The sequence below is a fragment of the Streptomyces sp. NPDC055189 genome, assembly GCF_053606765.1.
The window spans coordinates 129317-151640 of sequence record NZ_JBSGSG010000009.1 but is presented as its reverse complement, the minus strand read 5'-3'; the positions used below and the strand labels follow the sequence as shown (position 1 = coordinate 151640).

The 22324-nt window shown below is 70.5% G+C and carries 17 protein-coding genes; 6 read left to right on the top strand and 11 right to left on the bottom strand.

The window, feature by feature from the left end; all coding sequences use genetic code 11:
* Window positions 1-424: 424 nt before the first annotated feature.
* From ACWFR3_RS09605 to ACWFR3_RS09590, 4 genes are all read left to right on the top strand, one after another.
* Window positions 425-2239 (top strand): coagulation factor 5/8 type domain-containing protein, encoded by a 1815-nt coding sequence (locus tag ACWFR3_RS09605; RefSeq protein ID WP_453734002.1) that lies wholly within the window; start codon window positions 425-427, stop codon window positions 2237-2239.
* Window positions 2240-2286: 47 nt separating this feature from the next.
* On the top strand, window positions 2287-4212 hold the full coding sequence (locus tag ACWFR3_RS09600; protein WP_453734001.1) for a discoidin domain-containing protein: 1926 nt from the start codon (window positions 2287-2289) through the stop codon (window positions 4210-4212).
* A gap of 121 nt (window positions 4213-4333) precedes the next feature.
* Window positions 4334-5254: a DUF1996 domain-containing protein gene (locus ACWFR3_RS09595; RefSeq protein WP_453734000.1), complete on the top strand. Its 921-nt coding sequence runs from the start codon at window positions 4334-4336 to the stop codon at window positions 5252-5254.
* Window positions 5255-5351: 97 nt separating this feature from the next.
* Window positions 5352-5924 carry a DUF305 domain-containing protein gene (locus ACWFR3_RS09590; RefSeq protein ID WP_453733999.1) on the top strand — a complete coding sequence of 191 codons (573 nt, stop codon included), beginning with the start codon at window positions 5352-5354 and terminating at the stop codon, window positions 5922-5924.
* A 379-nt stretch (window positions 5925-6303) separates the two neighbouring features.
* On the opposite strand, the gene ACWFR3_RS09585 is transcribed toward ACWFR3_RS09590, so the two are convergent.
* From ACWFR3_RS09585 to ACWFR3_RS09550, 8 genes are all read right to left on the bottom strand, one after another.
* Window positions 6304-6978 (bottom strand): GAF and ANTAR domain-containing protein, encoded by a 675-nt coding sequence (locus ACWFR3_RS09585; protein WP_453733998.1) that lies wholly within the window; start codon window positions 6976-6978, stop codon window positions 6304-6306.
* A gap of 129 nt (window positions 6979-7107) precedes the next feature.
* Window positions 7108-8268: a spore photoproduct lyase family protein gene (locus tag ACWFR3_RS09580; protein ID WP_453733997.1), complete on the bottom strand. Its 1161-nt coding sequence runs from the start codon at window positions 8266-8268 to the stop codon at window positions 7108-7110.
* A 75-nt stretch (window positions 8269-8343) separates the two neighbouring features.
* On the bottom strand, window positions 8344-9876 hold the full coding sequence (locus tag ACWFR3_RS09575) for a cryptochrome/photolyase family protein (protein WP_453733996.1): 1533 nt from the start codon (window positions 9874-9876) through the stop codon (window positions 8344-8346).
* A 12-nt stretch (window positions 9877-9888) separates the two neighbouring features.
* Window positions 9889-10230: a DUF3140 domain-containing protein gene (locus ACWFR3_RS09570; RefSeq protein WP_453733995.1), complete on the bottom strand. Its 342-nt coding sequence runs from the start codon at window positions 10228-10230 to the stop codon at window positions 9889-9891.
* A complete protein-coding gene (locus ACWFR3_RS09565) occupies window positions 10227-10454 on the bottom strand; it encodes a DUF2945 domain-containing protein (protein ID WP_453733994.1) in 228 nt (75 codons plus the stop codon). The genes ACWFR3_RS09570 and ACWFR3_RS09565 overlap by 4 nt, the downstream gene beginning before the upstream one ends.
* 82 nt (window positions 10455-10536) lie before the next feature.
* Window positions 10537-11331, bottom strand: coding sequence for a DeoR/GlpR family DNA-binding transcription regulator (locus tag ACWFR3_RS09560; RefSeq protein ID WP_453733993.1), 795 nt, complete (start codon window positions 11329-11331; stop codon window positions 10537-10539).
* Window positions 11332-11441: 110 nt separating this feature from the next.
* Entirely contained in the window at window positions 11442-12800 is a 1359-nt protein-coding gene (locus ACWFR3_RS09555; protein WP_453733992.1) for a GntT/GntP/DsdX family permease, read from the bottom strand.
* Window positions 12797-14242 carry a homoserine dehydrogenase gene (locus ACWFR3_RS09550; RefSeq protein WP_453733991.1) on the bottom strand — a complete coding sequence of 482 codons (1446 nt, stop codon included), beginning with the start codon at window positions 14240-14242 and terminating at the stop codon, window positions 12797-12799. Before ACWFR3_RS09550 ends, ACWFR3_RS09555 begins: the two co-directional genes overlap by 4 nt.
* A 213-nt stretch (window positions 14243-14455) precedes the next feature.
* On the opposite strand from ACWFR3_RS09550, the gene otnK reads away from it, so the two are divergent.
* Together otnK and ACWFR3_RS09540 are read left to right on the top strand one after the other, a co-directional pair.
* Window positions 14456-15715 (top strand): 3-oxo-tetronate kinase, encoded by a 1260-nt coding sequence (gene otnK / locus ACWFR3_RS09545; protein WP_453733990.1) that lies wholly within the window; start codon window positions 14456-14458, stop codon window positions 15713-15715.
* Window positions 15712-16350, top strand: coding sequence for a class II aldolase/adducin family protein (locus tag ACWFR3_RS09540; RefSeq protein WP_453733989.1), 639 nt, complete (start codon window positions 15712-15714; stop codon window positions 16348-16350). Before otnK ends, ACWFR3_RS09540 begins: the two co-directional genes overlap by 4 nt.
* Here ACWFR3_RS09540 and ACWFR3_RS09535 read toward each other — a convergent pair.
* The 3 genes from ACWFR3_RS09535 to ACWFR3_RS09525 form a co-directional block, all read right to left on the bottom strand.
* Window positions 16335-17735, bottom strand: a complete 1401-nt coding sequence (locus ACWFR3_RS09535) for a class I SAM-dependent RNA methyltransferase (protein ID WP_453733988.1) — start codon at window positions 17733-17735, stop codon at window positions 16335-16337. The two genes, ACWFR3_RS09540 and ACWFR3_RS09535, sit on opposite strands and share 16 nt — an antisense overlap.
* A 107-nt stretch (window positions 17736-17842) precedes the next feature.
* On the bottom strand, window positions 17843-19903 hold the full coding sequence (locus ACWFR3_RS09530) for an APC family permease (protein ID WP_453733987.1): 2061 nt from the start codon (window positions 19901-19903) through the stop codon (window positions 17843-17845).
* Between the two features lie 61 nt (window positions 19904-19964).
* Window positions 19965-22259: an MMPL family transporter gene (locus ACWFR3_RS09525; RefSeq protein ID WP_453733986.1), complete on the bottom strand. Its 2295-nt coding sequence runs from the start codon at window positions 22257-22259 to the stop codon at window positions 19965-19967.
* Window positions 22260-22324: the final 65 nt, after the last annotated feature.

Genomic DNA, 22324 nt, shown 5'->3' with positions numbered 1-22324 from the left:
TTTATAGCAATCACGCGGGCGGAGGTTCAGGATTCAACCCCTGATGGGGCCTCAACTCCGGTGCTGACAAGCCTCGTCGGCCCGCACCGCGGCACCGGCGGACATTTCCCTCACGTACGAGCTATTGGCGCCAACTTGCGCACACGGGCACCTAGTTGACTTCTCTCCACCGAGTCAGCGCGACATCGTGCGCACCCCCTTGACGCTTCTTGTCGCAGACACAACTATCCAACGCGAGAGAGCGCTCTCTCAGCGATCAACGTTCATGTTCTGAACTCAAACCGAACACCCCTGGCACCGCTCTGCCCACCCACCCCGGAGCGGCGCCACCCCCCACCACCGGTCCCCACCACCAACCCCCACCAGCAACCCCCGCCGCCGACCCCCCGGCGCACAGAACCCCCTGCCGACAGGAAGACTCGCCATGTCTGAGCACACGCCCACGCCCGACGCCAGGTCCACCCTCTCCCGCCGCACCGCCCTCGCCGCGGCCCTGGCGGTTCCGGCCACCGGGATGCTCGCCTCCCACGCGGTCGCCGCCCCCGACGCGCCCCCGGTGCAGGCCCCCGCCGCCCGCGGCCCGCAGCCCGCCAACGCCGCCGCTCCTGACTTCGGACCGAACGTCATCATCTTCGACCCCTCCACCGGGGGCATCCAGGCGAAGCTGGACGAGGTCTTCAAGAAGCAGGAGTCGGCGCAGTTCGGCAAGGCCCGCTACGCCCTGCTGTTCAAGCCCGGCACGTACGGCGGCCTCAACGCCCAGATCGGCTTCTACACCTCGATCATGGGCCTTGGCCTGTCCCCCGACGACACGCACTTCAACGGGGATGTCACCGTCGACGCGGGCTGGTTCAACGGCAACGCCACGCAGAACTTCTGGCGTTCGGCGGAGAACCTCTCCCTCTCCCCGGTCAGCGGCGGCAACCGCTGGGCGGTGTCCCAGGCCGCCCCGTTCCGCCGTATGCACGTGCGCGGCGACCTGAACCTCGCGCCCAACGGCTACGGCTGGGCCAGCGGCGGCTACATCGCCGACAGCCGGATCGACGGCACCGTCCAGCCGTACTCCCAGCAGCAGTGGTACACCCGCGACAGCTCGATCGGCGGCTGGCTGAACGCGGTGTGGAACATGGTCTTCTCCGGCGTCGAGGGCGCGCCCGGCGACACCTTCCCGAACCCGCCTTACACCACCCTGAACAACACCCCGTACTCCCGCGAGAAGCCCTTCCTCTACCTCGACGGCGGCGAGTACAAGGTCTTCCTGCCCGCCCTGCGCACCAACGCCCGCGGCACCAGCTGGGGCCGCGGCACCCCGCAGGGCCAGTCCCTCTCCCTCTCCGCCTTCTACGTCGCCAAGGAGGGCGACAGCGCGGCCACCCTGAACGCCGCGCTCGACCGCGGACTCCACCTCCTGCTCACCCCCGGCATCTACCACCTCGACCGGGCGATCGAGGTCAAGAAGGCCAACAGCGTCGTCCTCGGCATCGGCTACGCCACCCTCATACCGGACAACGGCGTGACCGCGGTGAAGACCGCCGACGTGGACGGAATCCGCCTCGCCGGGTTCCTCGTCGACGCCGGGCCGCAGAACTCCAAGACGCTCGTCGAGGTCGGCCCGTCGGGCGCGAGCGGCTCGCACGTCGGCAACCCGACCACCGTCCAGGACGTGTTCATCCGCATCGGCGGTGCGGGCGCGGGCAAGGCCACCACCAGCATGGTCGTCAACACCCGCCACACCATCGTCGACCACACCTGGGTCTGGCGGGCCGACCACGGCGAAGGCGTCGGCTGGGAGACCAACCGGGCCGACTACGGCGTGGTCGTGAACGGCGCCGACGTCCTGGCCACCGGCCTGTTCGTGGAGCACTTCAACAAGTACGACGTGCAGTGGAACGGCGAGCGCGGGCGCACGATCTTCTACCAGAACGAGAAGGCGTACGACGCGCCCAACCAGGCCGCCATCCAGAACGGCAGCATCCGGGGCTACGCCGCGTACAAGGTCGCCGACTCCGTCAACACGCACGAGGGCTGGGGCCTCGGCAGCTACTGCTACTACAACGTCGCCCCGTCCATCGTGCAGGAGCACGGCTTCCAGGCGCCGAACAAGTCAGGTGTGAAGTTCCACCACCTGCTCGTCGTCTCGCTCGGCGGCAAGGGCCAATACGCGCACGTCATCAACTCGACGGGCAACCCCACGTCGGGCTCCGACACGGTGCCGTCCCAGGTGGTCCAGTACCCCTGAAGCAACCTCCCTCACCGGCCAGTTCACCCACCCGCAAGGAGAGCAGCATGCACTCCGGCACCTCCCGAAGAGAGACTTCCCGAAGAGAGAGACGCACCCTCAGGCTCACCCCCGTCGTCGCGCTGGCGACGGCCTGCGTCCTGACCCTGCTCACCGGCCTCGCCTCCGCCGCGCCCAGCGACAATCCCGGCGCCGTGGCCGCCGCGGCCTGGGACACCGACCGCGCGGCCGAGGCGTACGCCGCGAACCCGGCATCGGCGACCGCGTCCGGCAACGAGGCGGGCAGCGCGGGTCCCGGTGCCGCCTTCGACGGCAACGCATCGACCCGCTGGTCCAGCCAGTTCGCCGACGACGCGTGGATACGCCTCGATCTCGGCACCACCCTGCGCGTCGATCGCGTTGTACTGGACTGGGAAGCCGCCTACGGCAAGAAGTACGTCCTGGAAGTGTCGAAGAACGGCACCGACTGGACCCCCTTCTACACCGAGACGGCAGGCACGGGCGGCTCCGTCACCGCCCACACCTACCCCCAGGAGGTGACGGGCCGCTACGTGCGGATGCGGGGCGTCGAGCGCGCCACCCCCTGGGGCTACTCGCTGCACGCCTTCAAGGTCTACGGCGGCGCCCCCGCCCCGGCCTCGACGACCCGCTCGAACCTCGCCCTGAACCATCCCGCCTACTCCAACCGCTATCAGCACGCGGGCAATTCGCCGTCCTTCGTGACCGACGGCGGCTGGCCCGCCGACCTCAAGGCCGATCAGACCCGCTGGTCCAGCGACTGGAACGCCAACCGATGGGTCTCGGTCGACCTGGGCGCACGCTCGACCATCGACACCGTGGACCTGTACTGGGAGGCGGCCTACGCGGTCGACTACGAGCTCCAGGTCTCCGACGACAACCAGAACTGGCGCACGGTGCACAAGCCCTCCGCCTCGGAGGTCGCCGCACGGCGGGCCAACGTCAAGTCGCCCGGCGACGCGGTGGGTCTGCACGACAGCGTGAAGCTCTCGCAGCCCGCGACCGGCCGCTACGTACGGATGCTCGGCAAGGAACGCCGGTCCTTCTACAACCCGGCTCCGTCCACCGCCCAATTCGGCTACTCGCTCTACGAGTTCCAGGTGTGGGGCACGGGCGGCAGCGCGTCCGCCGCGTATCCGGTCCTGCCGGGCGACCAGTCGGGGTCGTACCGTACGACGTTCTTCGACGACTTCACCGGCGCGAGCCTGGACCGCTCCAAGTGGCGGGTCGTCAGGACCGGTCAGGAAATGGGGTCGGTCAACGGCGAGTCGCAGGCGTACGTCGACTCGACGAACAACATCCGTACGCAGAACGGAAGTCTGTCCCTGGAGGCCAAGTACTGCGACAACTGCACGGTCGCGGGCGGCGGCACCTATGACTTCACCTCCGGCCGCATCGACACCAACACCAAGTTCGACTTCACGTACGGCAAGGTCAGCGCCCGTATGAAGCTGCCGGTCGGCGACGGGTTCTGGCCCGCGTTCTGGATGCTGGGCAGCGACGTCGACGACCCGAACGTCTCGTGGCCCGCGTCCGGCGAGACCGACATCATGGAGAACATCGGCTACGGGGACTGGACGAGCTCGGCCCTGCACGGCCCCGGCTACTCGGCGGACGGCAACATCGGCGCCCGCCAGACCTATCCGGGCGGCGGCACCGCCGACCAGTGGCACACGTACGCGGTGGAGTGGACACCGACGGGCATGCGCTTCTACGTCGACGACCGCATCGTCCAGGAGACGTCGCGCAACAAGCTGGAGTCGACCCGCGGCGAGTGGGTCTTCGACCACAACCAGTACGTCATCCTCAACCTCGCCCTGGGCGGCGCCTACCCGGCCGGCTGGAACAAGGTCACCCAGCCGTACTGGGGCCTGCCGCAGTCCAGCGTCGACAAGGTCGCCGCCGGCGGGGTCAAGGCGGAGGTCGACTGGGTGCGGGTCGAGCAGAAGGGCTAGCGGCCTTGGGACTCCGGGGCTGCCGAGCCCCGGAGCCCCGGGCCACTTGAGTCCCCCTCTTACCGTCACCCCCCCTCACACGCACGTTCCGCACACCCACACCGAACCGATCGGAGTCCCCATGTCCGGACACCCCGCTCCCCCGAAGCCGGAACCACCCCGCTCCCACCGCCGACGCCGACTGCCCCTGCCCGTCGCCCTGTTGGCCCTGGCATTACCCCTCCTCGGCGTGACGCTCCCCGAGAGCGGCGCGCAGGCGGCGACTCCCCCGAAGGCAGACGTGGTGCGCGTGGCGGAGTTCCTGGCCGAGTGCCCCGCCAATCACCGCGCGCCCGACGACCCGATCATCTTCCCCGGGCTGCCCGGCGCCTCTCACATGCACAGCTTCTTCGGCAACAAGTCGACCAACGCCCACTCCACCCTGGGCAGCCTGAACGGCTCCGCGAGCACCTGCTCGCCGGACACCGATCTCTCCGCCTACTGGGTGCCGACCCTGTACAAGGGCAACACCCCGGTCGAGCCGACCGGCACCACCTTCTACTACCTCGGCGAGGGCGTCAGGGACGACATCATCGCCAAGACGCAGCCCATCCCCCGCGGCCTGCGCATCGTGGCCGGCAACGCCAAGGCGACGGGGCCGAACGACAACACCATCTCCCGCTGGTCCTGCCTGCACCACGGCGAGGTCGGCTCCTCGCACGACTTCGTCAACTGCCCGGCGGGATCGATGCTGGAGTCCTACCTCGACTTCCCGCAGTGCTGGAACGGCAAGGACCTCGACTCCGCGGACCACAAGAGCCACATGTCCTACCCGGTCAACGGAGCCTGCCCCGGCACCCACCCGGTTCCGGTCCCCAAGCTCCGCCAGGTCCTGCGCTACCCCGTCAACGGCAACCCCGCGGACCTGCGGCTCGCCTCGGGGGCGGGGTACACGATGCACGGCGACTTCATCAACGTATGGCCCGAGGACGAGATGAAGCGCCGGGTACGTGACTGCATCAACCCCATCATCAAGTGCGGTGCCGACGGGCGTCCTTCCTGACCCGTGCCTCCGGTTCCGCAGCACTGCGACCCCTTCACGCCCCGTGCCCGGCCGGACTCCCCTCCGGCCGGGCATGGGCCCCTCCCCGGAAGCCCTCATGAAGCCGGCACCCGCGCTCGTGCTGTCCCTGTCCCTCTCCCTCTGCTTGCTGCTGACCGGATGCTCGACGCCGTCCGGGCCGTCCGTGACGTCCGCGCCGTCCGTGACGGCAGAGCCCTCGCTCCCCGGTGCCACCGCCACCGACACCGGCTGGATACAGCTGCTGATCCCGATGGACGATCAGGCCGAGGAACTGCTGGACCTCGCCGCAGAGCGCGGCGGTTCCGCGCCGGGCACGGCGACCTGGGCGTCCGGTCTCGCCAAGGAGCACCGCTCCGAACTCAGCACGTTACGACCGCTGTTGCACCGCGTGGGCCTGCCCGACACCAATGTGCACGAGGGCCACGACATGCCCGGCATGGTCACCGAGAGCGACCTCGCCCGGGGCCGTCGGCTGACCGGCGCCGCCTTCGACCGGTTCGTGCTCAAGGAGCTCCGCGACCACCTCGGCCACTCGCAACGCGTCTCGCGCTCCGCCGCCCGCGCCGCCGGCAGCAGCGAGGTCCGACGTCTGGCCGCCCGTATCGCAGACACACGTGCCGACCAGCTGAAGGCGCTGCCCGCCCGGTGAGGCGGAAACCAACAGGGTGCAACGGTTCGTACCAACTACGCATGTGTGCGGACGGTGAAGGAAAGCCGGAGTAACGTCGTGACTGCGCGACCGGAGCGGCTGGTTGACGGCGGCCGCCGCGCACTGGGTGGCGACGGCCGCCCGGGCGCGAGGAACGAGGCTCCCCCTCGTCGCTTCCTCGCGCAGTGCCCTCCATGGTGAGATGCGGGATTTCCCACCACGAAGGGCTCTGGCGGGAGCCGCCTCGTCGGTGATGCGGCTCCTGCTGGCCCGCAGGGAGTGTCGTCCTGACTCCTCTGCCGAGGATAGGACTTCGTCTCGCATGATCGGAACAGGCATCGAACGGCATCGTTGCGCGGGACAAGGGCCCCCGCGGTCGTCAGTGCGGGCGCGGTCGCAGCCCCGGCGGGTCGGGCGGCGCCTCGCCGGTGAGGCGGGCGATCAGGTCTACGCACAGGTCGCGGAGTTTGACGTTGCGGTGCTGGGAGGCATGGCGCAGGACCGCGAACGCCTGCCTGGCGGAACAGCCCTGCTGGGCGATGACGACGCCGATGGCCTGGTCGATGATCCCGCGGTGGTGCAGCGCCTGCGCAGCGAGGCCGCGCAGGGCGGCCAGGTCGATGTGGTCGAAGCCGTGCGGCCGGGGTGAGTAGAGGTTGAGGGCGCCTGCGGTGTCGGTGCGTGCGGCGATGGGGAGCGACAGGGAGGAGCGGGCTCCGCAGGCCATGGCGTGCGCGGCGTAGGGGGCCCAGCGCCGCTCGTCCGTCATGTCGACGATGCCGATCTCCTCGCCGGTGCGCAGGGCCTCCAGGCAGGGGCCCCGGTCGAGGCCGTACTGCCGCTCGTCCAGGGCGGGGGCGTTGGCTCCCACGCTGGACACGGTCAGGAACCGTCCCTCGCTCAGCAGGGTGATCCCGCAGCCGTCGGCCTTGGGCGCGTGCGTCATCGCCGTCACCGCCAGGGCGTGCAGGAAGCCGTCGAGGGTGTCGGTGTTCAGGAGCAGGTCGACGATGCTGGTGCTCCGCGGCGCGGGATCGCGGGAGTCGGCTGTCATCGGGGCGGTCCCTCCCGCGGGAACAGGTATCCCGCTCGCCGGGGTCATTCCTGTCGCACCCTCCTCCTGTGACGTGGCGCCCACAAGGCTCCGTGGCGGCCGTGACCCCGGCCATCCACACCTGCGTACTCAGAAGGCGTACCGGACACGCAGCCACGGCGCGTGGGCCGCGAGGATGTGCTGGATGCGCGTCAGGGACTGCTGCTTGATCTCCCGCGAGTAGCGCACATTGAGGGCGCCGTTCTGCGAGCGCTTGGTCTCCTGGGCCTCCGGCTGCCACAGCACGTCCTCGGCGCGGGGGTGCCAGCCCAGGTTGACCTCGTGGAGCGCCTGGTTGTGGGTCAGCATGATGACCTCGGCCGCCGCCTGCTCCTTCACGCGGGCGGGCAGGACGTCGTCGAGGTGGGTGAGCAGGTCGGCCCAGTCCCGCTGCCATCCCGGGCGGAGCACGACGGGCGAGAGGTTGAAGTGGACCTCGTATCCGGCGTCGAGGAAGTCGGCTGCTGCGGCGATGCGTTCGTCGACCGGACTGGTGCGGATGTCGAGGAGGCGGGCGTCGTCGGGCGGCATGACGGAGAAGCGCACCCGGGTACGCCCCTGCGGGTCGAGCGCGAGCAGATCGGGGTTGACGAACTTGGTCGCGAAGGAAGCCTTCGCGGTCGGCAGGCCACGGAACGCGGCGATGAGATCGGCCGTGTTGTCGCAGACCAGCGCGTCGACGGAGCAGTCACCGTTCTCGCCGATGTCGTAGACCCACGCCTTGGGGTCGCACTGGTTGGGTTCGGTCTTGGGGCCCTGAGCCCGTACGTGGCGCCGTACGTGGGCCACGATCGCCTCGATGTTGGTGAACAGCGTGATGGGGTTGGCGAAGCCCTTGCGGCGGGGGACGTAGCAGTACGCGCAGGCCATCGCGCAGCCGTTGGAGGGGCCGGGCGCGATCCAGTCGGCGGACCTTCCGTTGGGGCGGGTCGCGAGAGTGTGCTTGACCCCGAGGACGAGCGTCTCCGTCTTGATGCGGACCCACCGGCCGATGTTGCCGTCGTTGCCGTGCAGGGCGGGGATGTTCCAGTGACTGGCGACCTCGGTCACGCGCGCGTCCGGCAGCCGGGCCATGATCTGCCGGCCGCGCGGGGAGTCGAGCGCGGCGGGCTCGGCGTAGACCTCGCGTACGTCGAGCATGCGGCGGGCCTGCGGACTGTCGCGGAACGGCTGCGGCGTCTCAGTCGCCGGCGGGGTGTCCGCCCACCCGAAGAGCGCTTGCTGCTCAGGCTCGCCTCCCGGCTGCCCCACGTGCTGTTCCTCTCCCCAGTGTTCTTGTCCTGCCCGGCCCAAGGGTCTCAGCCCTCAATGCTGAGTGCGCAGTCCTCAGTCCCGGCGGTCGCGCTCCTGCTCGAGCAGCTCATCGAGATCGCGGAGGCGGTCAAGGCCCCGTACCGCCCGGGACATCCGCGCGTTGTGCTCGAACCGGTCGCGGTGTCGGTGCAGCAGATTCCAGTACCCGGCGGTGAAGGGGCAGGCGTCCTCGCCGACCCGTACGGAGGGCTTGTACCGGCAGGGCCCGCACAGGTCGCTCATACGGTCGATGTACGCGCCTCCGGAGGTGTAGGGCTTGGTGGTCATGCGCCCCCCGTCCGCGTACTGCGACATGCCCACCACGTTCGGCACCATGACCCAGTCGTAGCCGTCGACGAAGCTTCGGTGGAACCAGTCGGTGACGGCCTCGGGCTCCCACCCCCGCTGCAGGGCGAAGCTGCCCAGGATCATCAGGCGCGGAATGTGGTGCGTCCAGCCCGTCTCGCGCACCTGCTCCAGTACGTGGGTCAGGCAGTTCGCGTCGGTGCCGTCCGGGGACAGTTCCGTGAACCAGTCGGGCAGCGGCGCGCGATGGCGCAGGGTGTTGCTCGTCCGGTACTTGGTGCCGAAGTACCAGTAGACGTGCCAGACGAACTCGCGCCAGCCCGCGATCTGCCGTACGAAGCCTTCGGCGCTGTTGAGCGGCACGTCACCCGACCGCCAGCGCGCCTCGGCCCGTTCGACGCATTCGGCGGGGTCGAGCAGGCCCAGGTTGAGCGACGAGGAGAGCAGGCTGTGGCTCATCGTCTTGTCTTCGGCCAGTACCGCGTCCTCGTACGCCCCGAAGGTGGCGAGCCGGTGTTCGACGAAGCGGCGGAGTGCGGCGAGTGCCTCGCGGCGCGTTGCGGGGAACTGGCGCGGCCCGTCCTCGCCGACGAACTCGACGTCCCCGTCGCGCGCCCAGCGGTCGAGGTCGGCCCGCACTTCGGCGTCGATGTCACTCTCGCGAGGGTGATACGGCGCCGGAACGCCCAGGTCCGCGGCGCCTTTCGGCGGGGGCTCCCGGTTGTCGTGGTCCAGGTTCCACTTCCCGCCGACGGGACGGTCACCCTCCATCAGCAGGTCGTGCGTCTGACGAACCCAGCGGTAGAAGTCCTCCTGCCGGAGCTGCTTCGTGCCACGGCCGTCCGCCCAGGTCTTGAACTCGTCGTGCGTCACGAGGAAACCGCGCGCGGGCAGGACGCGTACGGAGGGCAGCGCGTCCACGAAGGCGCGGGCCGCGTGGGACGTCGGATGGTGGACGGTCACCGGGGTGTCCTCCCCCACCGCCCGGCGCAGGCCCTCCCGGTAGGTGTCCGCCTTGACGTACCGCACGCGGTCACCGAGCTCGGCGGCCCGGTGGCGCATCGCCGAGAGGATGAGGTGGGCCTTGGCGCGATGGAAGCGCCGTCGCCGGAAGACACTGCGGGCCTCGATCATCAGGAGCGGCGCGTCCCGGTGCGGGCCGCCGCGCGCGGGATCGACGAAATGGGGGCCGAGCTGGTCACCGAAAAGCCAGTGGGGAATACCGGCCTCTGCCGCTTTCTCCTTATTTTCCGCAGCCACGCTCATACCCTCCTATGCCACCGGGTCGTGCCCCCAGTTCATGAGGGAGTACCGCCACGGAGTATCCGTCACGTCACCATCGGGCCGCTGTTCGAGATGCCGATGAACATAGCCGACGACCTTACGCATATGTGCGACGTCAGCATCCGTGAGATCGGCCTTCTTCTTCTCCAACAATCCGACAATGCGACGTCCGGACGCGTGCCCCACGCTTTCCCCGTTTCCTTTCGACTGCCCCACGCTCTTCGAGTCGTCGGTGTCCAGCCACTTCTTGAGGGTACGGGGAGGCATATTGACGACGTCACCGAACTCGTCAATGGTCTGCTGCCGGCTCGAGTCGCTTTTCCCGCTCACGAGCCGCTGCTCTTCTTGCGCAGCGACTCGGGCTTGTGGACGGCATTGCGGCCGGATTTATCGCTCTCGACCTCGTACTGCGGTTCGTCCTTCGAGGCGTCGACGGTACGTCCCGCCACCTCGGCGCGCTCCGTGACCTTCTTCTTCACTTTCCCCGGAACGGTCTGCCCGTGGCTGCTCCAGGAGACCTGGTCACCCTTGCTGAGCTTCTTTCCCTTGGCCACGATCCGCACGCTCCTCGGTTCCGGCCCCCCGGTGGACGACGATGTTGTCCACCACTCTCCCGTTCCTCGGAGGGCGGCGCACTCAGTCGCCCGCCAGATGGAGTTCCGCGCCGCAGTCCCGTACCCCGTCGGCGGCGGCCTCGGTCAGGGCGCGGTCGGTGATGATGGTCTCGAAGTCGGCCAGGGCGGCGACGCGGTACTTGCCGAAGGTGCCGAACTTGGACGAGGCCGCGACCAGGGCGGCGCTGCGGGCGCTCTCCAGGGCGGCCCGCTTCACCTCCACCTTGGCGTCCGATGGAGTGGTGACCCCGCGCAGCAGGTCCCAGGAGCTCGTGCTGATGAAGGCCATGTCCAGGGCGAGTTGGCGCAGGGTCGCCGCGGCGAGGCGGCCGACGGTGGAGCGGTTGGCGGGCTCGGCCCGGCCGCCGACATGGATGATCTCCAGGTGGGGGCCTTCGGTCATCAGGCGGTCGACGGTGCTGAAGTCGTTGCTGACGACGGTGAGCCGCTGGTGGTGGATCAGGTGCGGGACCATGGCAAGGAGGGTGGTGCCCGCGTCGAGGTAGAGCGTCATGCCGTCCTCGACGAGCGCCGCGGCCCGCCGCGCCATGGCGTCCTTCTGCGGCTGCTCCAGGCGGGACTTCGCCTGGTGGCTCGGCTCGGTGCGCACCTGGCTCGCGATCCGGACGCCGCCGGGCACGGTGAACACCAGGCCCTGGCGCTCCAGTTCGGCGATGTCCCGGCGGACGGTCATGTGGGAGACGCCGAGGAGCTGCGTGATCTGCTGCACGCTCAGGACGCCGTCGTGGCGCAGGTGCTTGAGCAGCTTCTCCCGCCGCTGGTCGGGGATGAGCGGCGGGGACGCGTCTTCGGCCATGGTCGTATCTTCCCCTCTGGTCGGCTCTGGTCGGCGAGCGGGCCCGCCCGGTCCGATGATTGTGCCGGGCGGGCCCGTGAGCGGATGGTGGCCCCCGCCGGGAGCGCGGCTCAGCCTCCGACGAACAGGCTCAGGAGCAGGATGCCGCCGAGGCTGAGCATCGACTGGAGCGAGAGCATCAACGTCCAGGTGCGGAAGGTCTGCGGCACCGAGAGCTGGAAGTACTCCTTGAAGAGCCAGAAGCCGGAGTCGTTCACGTGCGACAGCATGACCGCGCCGGACGCTGTGGCCAGGACGAGCAGTTCGGGTGAGAGCCCGGGGTAGGCGCCGACCAGCGGGGCGACGATGCCGGTGGCGGCGGCGGTGGCGACCGTCGCCGAGCCGAGGCAGATCCGCAGCAGTGCGGCGACCAGCCAGGCGAGGATCAGCGGGGGAATCGACCAGTCGACCGCGTAGTCAGAGATGATCTTGTCGATCCCGGTGGCGGTCAGCATCGCCTTGAGACCGCCGCCCGCGCCCAGGATGAGGACGATGCCGCCGACCGGGCCGAGCCCCTTGGCGGCCATCTTCTGTATCTGGCCGAGGCCGAAGCCGGAGCGGAGACCGAGGGCGAAGAACGCGAACAGGACGGCTGCGAGCAGCGAGAGGACCGGGGAGTCGCACGCCTCGAAGACGGTGTAGGGCGCCGTGCCCTCCCGGGTCGCCGAGGTGCCGATGGTGCCGATCAGCATGAGGACAGGCGGCAGCAGGACCGTGATCAGGGCGAGGGCGAAGGATGCCGGGCGCCGCTGGTTCTCCGGGGTCATCCCCGCGTCGGGGACCGGCCCCTTGTCGAGGTCGGGCGCGGGCCCGAACCAGCGGGCTCCGTACCGGGTGAGTACCGGGCCGGTGAGGACGGCGATCGGGATGCCGATGATCAGCCCGTAGAGGATGGTGAGACCGGTGCTCGCGTCGTACGCGGAGACGGCGAGCGTCGGCGAGGGGTGCGGCGGCAGCAGGCCGTGCGAGATGTACAGGCCCGCTGCCATGGGCAGGCCGACGTAGAGCAGGTGGGAGCCGGTGCGCTTGGCCACCGCGTAGACCAGCGGGACGAGCATCACGAAGCTCACGTCGAACAGGTGCGGCATCCCGATGAGCAGGGCCGCCGCCGTGATCGCGGTGGGGATCCACTTCACTGGCCGGGCGCCGATGAAGACGGTGGCGATCCGGTCGGCTCCGCCCGAGCCGAGCAGGATGCCGCCGAGCAGGGTGCCGAGGCCGATGGTGGGTCCGACGCTCTTGAGGGAGTCGCCGAAGCCGTCCTGGAAGTGCTCGACCGTGTCACCGGGGCCGATGCCGGACGCCAGGCCGAGGCCGATGGCGGAGAGCGCGAGGGCCAGGAAGGGGTGGAGCTTGGCCTTGGTGATCAGCAGGATGAGGGCTACGACGGCCGCGAGGCCGAGGAGCAGGTGCTGGACGTCGGTGCTCATGATCCGTTCTCCGGCGCGGTGACGGGACGGGACGCGGACGCGGAGGACTGGCCCGCGGGGCCGGAGGGGCGGGCCGCGCGGCCCGAGGTCCAGGCGTCGAGCAGGGCGGTGTCCGGGTCCACGAGGTGCCCGAGGGTGAGCAGCGCGCCCGCCGGTACGTCCACGGCGAGGGTGGCGTGGGCGGCGAGGTAGAGGGGCGCGGCGTCGGCGGGGGTGTCCTCGTCGCGGAGCAGGACCGCCTTGACGCCGGTGACGTCGTGGTGGTGGCCGCCCATCGCGAGGACGGTCCCGGCGGGCAGGTCGACCTCGGCCCGGCCGGCGAGAACGGCGTGGCAGCGGGGGTCGGTGCCGCCGGAGGGGCGGTGGTGCAGGACGGCGGAGAGCAGCGAGACGGGGGTCTCGACGCCCATCAGGTGGTACGGCAGGTAGACGGCGGCGTACTTGCCGTCGCGGCTGACGACGTGTCCCTTGCCGCGCAGGGTCTCCCAGGTGACGGGGTCTCCGGTGCGCACGACGACGAAGACACCACCCGCGAAGGATGCCTCGCCGGGCAGCCGCAGGGCGCTGAAGACGTCCACGGCGCCGGGGCGGTGCAGGACGCCGCCGTCCTCGCGCAGGGCGTAGATGTCCGCCAGTTCGGCGATCCGGGCGACGGGGTAGTGCAGCCGCTCGGTGTCCGGGCGGAAGCCGGTGCTGGTGGCGACCACGGCCATCTCGCAGTAGTCGGCGGTGGCGCCGGTGGGCAGGGCGGCGACGGCCGCGGCGCGGGCGTCGAGGGTGGCGCGGGGGTCGTCGCCGAGTTCGAGGAGTCCGGCGAGTTCCGGGGCGGGGACGGTCGTGTCGAGCTGGGTGACCGTACCGGCGGAGGGGTCGAGGACGAGGTCGTACTCGGAGGACTTGCCGATGGCCACGATGTCGAGTCCGAGGGACTCGGCCCAGGTGACCAGGCCGATCAGGTTGGCGGGCTGGTCGCCGTCGGCCGTGGTGTAGACGCAGCCGTGGGTGTGGGCGAGTTCGGCGAGGTGCAGCCCGGCGACCGAGTCGACCTCCTTGCTGACCATGGCGACGTGCCGGCCGCCGGTCAGCGCCTGGCGGGCCATCGCGTATCCGGCGGCGGGGCTGCCGGTGGCCTCCACGAGGATGTCCCACTCGCCCTCGATGAGCAGGGCGCCGTCGCGGACCAGGGCGATCCGGCCGTCCTCGCGGGCCTGCCGTACGGAGGCGGCGTCGTCGCAGATCCGCAGTTCGTCCGCGTCGTGGCCGAGCTCGACGAGCATGGCGCGCAGCCGCTCCACGTCCTGGTCGCAGAGGACCGCGGGGCTGAGCGTCGGGATGCGCCGGGTCTGTGCGAGGAGCGTCCGGGCGAATCCGCCACCGGCGCCGGAGAGCGCGTAACGCACGATCCGGTCGCCGCCCGGGGCGAACAGGTGATGGAAGTTCATGGGCACTCCTCAGTGGGTGCGCGATGCGATGGGGTGGCTCCGATCGGCCGGGAGGAGGGCCACACAAGAGCTGGTTAACAATCTGTATCAAGATATCTCACCCACGTAAAGTCTGTTAACATTTTTTCACACACAGGCACATAGTCATAGCCACACGGGCACACAGCCACAGGCACACAGCCACAGGCACATCGCCGACACCATGGAGGTTTCATGCCGACCCTCGGGGCCATCGCGGACGACTTCACCGGAGCGACGGACCTGGCGACCATGCTGGTGTCACGCGGCTTCCGGACCCTGGTCGCCATCGGCGCCGACGCCGTCGAGCCGGCGGCGGTCGCCGACGCCGACGCGGTCGTCGTCGCCCTGAAGTCCCGCACCGCACCGGCCGGCGAGGCCGTCGCGGACTCACTGGCCGCTCTGCGCGCGCTGCGGGCCGCCGGATGCCGCCGGTACTACTTCAAGTACTGCTCGACCTTCGACTCCACCCCGCGCGGCAACATCGGCCCGGTCATCGACGCGCTCCTCGACGCCGTCCCCGCGGACCGCACCGTGGTGGCGCCCTCCTTCCCGGCCACCGGCCGTACCGTGCGCGACGGGCTCCTGTACGTCCACGGGGAGCCGCTCGACCAGAGCCCGATGCGCCACCATCCGCTGACCCCGATGACGGACGCGTCCCTGGAGCGTCTGCTGCGCCCGCAGACCGGACATCCGGTACGCCATGTCCCCCTGGACGTCGTCCGGGCGGGCGCCGCGGAGCTGCGGGCGGCCGTGGACTCCGCGGACGCGGCCGGGGCGCTCGTCGTGGTGGACGCCGTCACCGACGAGGATCTGCGGACCGTCTCCGCCGCCACCGAGCACCTCGCCCTGGTCACCGGCGCCGCCGGGCTCGCCCTCGGCCTGACCGGGCCGCGCCCCGGCGCCGCCCGGGCCACCCCCGCCTCCCGGCCCGGCGATCCCGCGGTCGTCCTCTCGGGCAGCGCGTCGGCCGCCACCAGGGCGCAGGTCGCCCACGGCCGGGCCCGGCTGCCGCACCGCAAGCTGGACATCGCCGCCCTGCGCTCCGACCTGCCCGGCGCGGTGGCCGGACTTGCCGCGTTCGCGCGTGAGCAGTGGCGGCGCGACCCCGGCCTGCCCCCGCTGATCTACGCGGTCGATGACCTCGCGGACCTGGAGCAGAGCGCGCCGGAGGGCGAGGCCCCCGCATCCGATCTGATCGAACGGGCCCTTGCGGCCCTCGCCGTCGAACTGGTGGAGCACGGCGCGCGACGCCTGCTGGTCGCCGGGGGCGAGACCTCCGGCGCGGTCGTCACGGCACTGGGGGTCCGCGGCCTCGCCATCGGCGCCCCCATCTGCCCGGGCGTCACCTGGGCCCGCGCCGACGGCGAAGGACCCAGCGTGGATCTCGCCCTGAAGTCGGGGAACTTCGGCGACACCGACATCTTCACGGAAGCATGGAGCACCCTCGTATGAGCGACGCGCGAGCCGAACTCACGGCCGCCGGAGCCCGCCTCGCCGCACTGGGACTGAGCCCCGGCTCCTCCGGGAACCTCAGTGTCCGCGCCGGCGACCAGCTGTTCATCTCCCCCACCGGGGCGGACCTCGCCTGCCTGGACCCGGACGAACTGAGCGTCCTGGACCTCGGCGGCACGCACTTGGACGGCCCCAAGCCGTCCAAGGAACACCCGCTGCACACGGCCCTCTACCGGCGCGACGCCGCCACGCGGGCCGTCGTCCACCTGCACTCCCGGAACGCGGCGGCGGTCTCCTGCCTGCCCCCGTGGTCCGAGTACAGCGCCATCCCGCCGCTCACCCCGTACTTCGTGATGCGGGTCGGCCAGACACCCCTGCTGCCGTACGCGGCGCCCGGCGACGCGGAGCAGGCGAAGAAGCTGGAACTGCTGCCGTTCCCGCTGCGCGCCGCCCTGCTCCAGAACCACGGCCCGGTCGTCTCGGGCACGTCCCTGCGGGCGGCGCTGGACGCGGCCGTCGAAATAGAGGAGGTGTCAGCCCTGTTGCTGGCCCTCGGCGACCGCCCCGCCCGCCTGCTGACGACCGGGGAGGCCGCGGAACTGGCCGAACGCCACCGCTCCTACTGGGGTCCCTGACCGGAGCGGCTCTTCTCCGAGCGGCTCTTCTCCGCAGGCTCCAGAATCGCCACGCACTCCACGTGATGCGTCATCGGGAACAGATCGAACGCCCGCAGCGTCCGCACCCGGTAGCCGCCCTCGCGGAAGTAGCCCAAGTCCCGTGCCAGCGCGGCCGGGTCGCAGGCCACGTACGCGATCCGCCGCGCGCCCAGCTTCGTCAGGTGCTTGACCGTCTGCTTGCCCGCTCCCGCGCGCGGCGGGTCCAGGACGATCAGGTCGACCTCCGTGATGCCGGTGCGCGGCAGGGCGGCCTCGACCTTGCCCTGTTCGATGCGGACGCGGTCGAACGCGGCGAGGTTGTGGCGGGCGTCCTCGACCGCTCGCTTGCCGGACTCGATGCCGAGGACCGCGCCCTTGTCACCGACCCGGTCGGCGATCGCGCCCGCGAACAGGCCCACGCCGCAGTAGAGGTCCAGGGCCGTGTCGCCCTTGCGGGGCGTCAGGCCCTGCATGACGGCGAGCATCAGGGTCTCGGCCGCCTTCGGGTGGACCTGCCAGAAGCCGCCGTTGCCGACGCGGTACGTACGGTTGTCGGCGCGCTCGCGGACGAAGGGGCGGCCGTGGACGCGGTGGACGCCGCCGTCCTGCTCCGCGATGCGCAGGACCGAGACCGGCTTGTCCAGCTCCACGAGCGGGAGGCGCGCGCCCGGCTTCGGTTCCAGGATGACCTGGCGGTCCTGGGAGCCCGTGGCCGCGATCGCCTCGACCGACGCCATGCCGGCCCAGTCGTGCTTCTCGATGCCGAGCTCGCTCACGCCCTCAGCCGCGATCATGCAGTGCTCGATCGGCTCCACCTCGTGCGAGCGGTGGCGGCGCAGGCCCGCGTTGCCGTCGGGGTCGATCGCGTACTGGACGCGGGTGCGCCAGGCCGGGACCTCGCCCGCGGGCAGCTTGTCGCCCTCGGCCGGGACCACCGTGCCGTCCCAGCCCGCCTCCTCGGGGGTCAGACCGGCCAGGCGCTGGAGCTGCTCGGCGATGACCTCGCCCTTGAGGCGGCGCTGGGCGCCCGGCTTCGCGTGCTGCCAGTCGCAGCCGCCGCAGCGGCCGGGGCCCGCGTACGGGCAGGGGGCCTCGACGCGGTCCTTGGAGGGGTCGAGGACCGTCACCGCGTCCGCGCGCAGGAAGCGGGACTCCTCGTCGCCGTCCGTCACGCGCGCGATGACCTTCTCGCCGGGCAGTGTGTGCCGGACGAACAGCACGCGTCCCTCGGCCGTGCGGGCGACGCAGTGGCCGCCGTGCGCGACGGGGCCCACCTCGACCTCGTACTCCTGCCCGATGAGGGAGGCCGCCTGCGAGCCCTCCGCCGAGTTCCCCGCCTGCGATTTCTTCGGTTCTGCCTGCATGGCGGGGTGACTCCACAACGTAAGGGGGCATCGGCCGAAGGAAACGGCCGGACAACAGCCCACCAGTCTACGTGGGTGTCGTCCGGCCGCTCACCAACCGTCCGGTGCTAGCCCTTGTGGCCGTTCCCGTTGCTCGGCTCCTTCTGGCGCTTCTCCACCGGACCCCGCCGCACCGCACCCGGCGCGTTCCACTCCGACCGCTTCCTGGCCCGCTTCTTCGCGGCCTCGGAGGAGTCGAGCTGGTAGGGGACGGAGGTGACCATGACGCCGGGGGTGAAGAGCAGGCGGCCCTTGAGCCTGAGCGCGCTCTGGTTGTGCAGCAGGTGCTCGTACCAGTGGCCCACCACGTACTCCGGGATGATCACGCTGACCACGTCGCGCGGGCTCTCCTTCCGGAGGCCCTTGACGTACTCGATGATCGGCCGGGTGATCTCGCGGTAGGGCGAGTCGAGGATCTTCAGCGGGACGTGGATGCCGCGCCGCTCCCACTCGGCCCGCAGGGCCTTGGTCTCCGCCGGGTCGACGTTGATGCTCAGTGCTTCGAGCGTGTCCGAGCGCATCAGCTTGGCGTAGGCCAGGGCGCGAAGGGTCGGGCGGTGGATCTTGGAGACCAGGACGATGGAGTGCACGCGCGAGGGGCGCACGCTGTCGTCGGAGGGGGTGTCCGGGGCGGCGATCTCCTCGGCCACGCGGTCGTAGTGACGGCGGATCGCCGACATCGTCGCGTAGAAGATGCACATGCCGAGCAGCGCGACCCACGCACCGTGCGTGAACTTTGTGACGAGTACGACGATCAGGACCATGCCCGTGAAGAAGGCGCCGAAGGTGTTGATCGCCCGCGAGCGGATCATGTGGCGGCGCTTGGCCGGGTCCTTCTCGGTGCGCAGATGGCGGTTCCAGTGCCGGACCATGCCGATCTGGCTGAGCGTGAAGGAGACGAAGACGCCGACGATGTAGAGCTGGATCAGGCGGGTCGAGTCCGCGCCGTAGATGACGACGAGCAGCGCCGCGGCGCCCGCGAGCAGCACGATGCCGTTGGAGAACGCGAGCCGGTCGCCGCGGGTGTGCAGCTGGCGCGGCAGGTAGCGGTCCTGGGCGAGGATCGAGCCGAGCAGCGGGAAGCCGTTGTACGCCGTGTTGGCCGCGAGGAAGAGGACGAGCGCGGTGGCGGCCGCCAGGACGATGAAGAGGAAGCTGCCGTTGCCGAAGACGGCCTCGGCGACCTGCGAGATCACCGGGTTCTGCACGTAGTCCGAGCCGACCGGAACGCCGTTGTGGAAGAGGTCCTTGCCCGGATATTCGGCCATGCGGACCTTGGTCGTCATGGCGAGGGCGATGATGCCGCAGAACATCGTGACGGCCAGGGCGCCCATCAGGGCCAGGGTGCTCGCCGCGTTCTTGCTCTTGGGCTTGCGGAACGCCGGGACGCCGTTGCTGATCGCCTCGACGCCGGTGAGCGCGGCGCAGCCGGAGGAGAAGGCCCGCAGCAGCAGGAAGACGAGGGCGAAGCCCGCGAGGCCCCCGTGCTCGGGCTTGATCTCGTAGTCCGCGGTGGGCGCCTTCATCGTCTCGTCCAGGACGATGCCCCGGAAGGCACCCCAGGCGATCATGATGAAGACGCCGGCCACGAAGACGTACGTCGGGATGGCGAAGAGCTTCCCCGACTCCTTCACGCCGCGCAGGTTCATCACCGTCAGGAGCACGATGACGGCGACGGCGCAGAGCACCTTGTGCTCGACGACGAACGGAATCGCCGAGCCGAGGTTCTCGATGCCCGAGGAGATCGACACCGCCACGGTCAGGACGTAGTCGACGAGCAGCGCGCTCGCGACGGTGAGTCCGGCCTTGGGGCCGAGGTTGGTGTTGGCGACTTCGTAGTCACCCCCGCCGCTCGGGTAGGCGTGCACGTTCTGCCGGTACGAAGCGACGACGGTGAACATCAGCACGACGACCGCGACGGCGATCCAGGGGCTGAAGTGGTACGCCGACACACCCGCGATCGAGAGGACGAGGAGCACTTCCCCCGGCGCATAGGCCACGGAGGAGAGCGGGTCGGACGCGAACACGGGTAGAGCGATGCGCTTCGGCAGGAGGGTTTCTCCGAGCCGGTCGCTGCGCAGTGCGCGCCCGATGAGGATCCGTTTGGGCACGTCGGTCAGTTTGGACACGCAGAGGATCGTAAGCGTTCGAATGGGTGCCCGCCCACCCACCACCCCCTAACTGCTCCGGTTAGCCACGACGCGCCGCCGGGGGCTCCGCCCAATGCCCGGAAAGCGGACGCTGATCGGCGGCTTCCGGTGCTCCCGGTACCTCCTGCGCCCCGTGGGCCCCATGGGCCCCGTAGCGCTCGGCCACCCGCTCCTCGGCGCGGCGGATCGCGCGGGACGGCCACCAGGTGGCGCGCCCGAGCAGCAGCAGCGCCGCGGGCAGAATCATGATGCGAATCACGAACGCGTCGAGCAGGACGGCCGCCGCCAGGACGAAGCCCATCTGCTTCATCTCCAGGATGTGCAGCATCACGAAGCTCGCGAAGACGGTGACCATGACGATCGCTGCGCTGGTGACGACCTTGGCCGACGAGCCGATGCCCTCGATGACGGCCTGCCGGGTGGGTACGCCGTTCAGTGCGGCCTCCCGGATCCGGCTGACCACGAACACCTGGTAGTCCATGGAGAGCCCGAAGAGGATCACGAAGAGGAAGAGCGGCACCCGCGAGGAGATCCCGCCGAGCGAGACGAACGAGAGCAGTTCCTCGGCCCACTTTCCCTGGAAGACCAGGACGAGCAGCCCGAGCGCGGACGCGGCGGAGAGCAGGTTGAGCACGATGCCGAGCAGCCCGAGGACGATCGAGCGGAACGCGAAGACCGTCATGGCGAAGGTCATCAGGAGCAGGAAGCCGAGGACGAGCGGCAGTTTCTGGTTCTGGTGTTCCACGTAGTCGGTGCCGCGCGGCACCTCGCCGGTGACGGCGGTCTCGACGCCGGACAGCTTGCCGACGGTCGCGGGGAGGTAGTCGTCGCGGAGGTGGTCGAGGGAGGCGGTGGCCTTGTCGGAGTACGTGGCGTGCGGGGCGTTCAGCTCCAGTGTGGTGGTCCTGCGGTCCTGCGAGGAGCGGACGAGCGGGACGGCGGAGGGGTGCGAGAAGAGCGGGTCGGCCGCTGCCTTGCGGTCGAGGTCGTGCAGCGCCCGGCGTACTTCGGTCGCCTGCGAGGCCTCGGCGCGCACCACGACCAGGTGCCGGACGCGCTGCTCGGGGAAGGCGTCGAGCAGCCGGTCGTACCCCTGCATCGCCGGGATGTCGCGCGAGAAGCTGTCGCGCGCCGGGTCCTTGAGGTTCATGTCCAGGGCGGGCAGCGCCAGGCCGAGCATGACGAGGACGGAGAGGCAGAGGGTGAGCGCGGGGTGCTTGCGGGCCGGCGCGAGCAGCGCGTTCCACGCCCGTCCGGGCTTCTTCTCGCCGTACGTCTTCACCGGCTTGCCCTGCGTGCGCCGCTTCGCCGCCCGGCGTTCGGCGCGCTCGCCGAGCTTGACGAGGAGCGCCGGGAGCACGGTGACCGAGCTGACCACGGCGACGGCCACGACCAGGATGGTGCCGGTCGCGAGCGAGTCGAAGATGACGTCACCGGCGAGGTAGAGGGCGGCGGTGGAGACGATCACCGCGAGCCCGGAGACGACGATCGCGCGGCCCGCCGTGGCCGCGGCGGCCTCGACCAGGGCCGCTGAGGTGAGGCGGCCGCCTGCGCGGGCCCGTTCCTCGCGCTCGCGCTTGAGGTAGAAGAGCGTGTAGTCGACGCCGACCGCCATGCCGATGAGCAGGATCATGTTCATCCCGACGCCGGTGTCCGGCAGCAGGTGCGAGGCCAGCATCGCCAGGCCCACGGTCGCCATGATCGAGGTGATGGCGAGCAGCAGCGGTACGCCGACCATGACGACGGAGCCGAAGACCACGGCGAGCGTGATCAGCGTGACGGGGAGCGTGATCGCCTCGGAGAAGGCGAGGTCCTTGCCGCGCTGTTCGTTGACGCCCTGGCTCACCGACGCGGCGCCGGTCTCCTCGATCACCAGGTCCGGGTGGGCCTGGGCGGCCTGCTCGGTCTCGGCGCGCAGCGGGACGACGTTCTTCTTGCCGTCCTGGTCGGGGCCGTTGAGCTCCACCTGGACCCGCAGGACCCGTCCGTCGGCCGACTGCACCGGCGCCGCCACCGAGGCGACCTCCGGCAGCGACTTCATCCGGGCGGTGATGTCCTTGACGGCGGCGTCGGCCGCGGCCTTGTCCAGCGGGCCCTCCTCGGCGCGGACGAGCACCTGCTCCGTGGGCCGCAGCTGGACGCTGCCCTCGGTGGCCAGCGCCTCGGCGCGGCCCGCCTCACCCACGCGGTAGTCCTCGCTGCTCGCGCTGTTCATGCCCGCGGCGATGCCGCCCCCCAGGCAGAGCACCACGAACACCAGCCACCCGATGACCGCGCGCCCCGGATGCAGCGCGCTCCATCTCGCCGCGCGCACCGTGACCGATCGCTTCCCCATGACCATCCCCGCCCCTTCGCCATGCTCTGGCGTTCAGTCCTTCATGTGTAAGTTGAGACTGACAG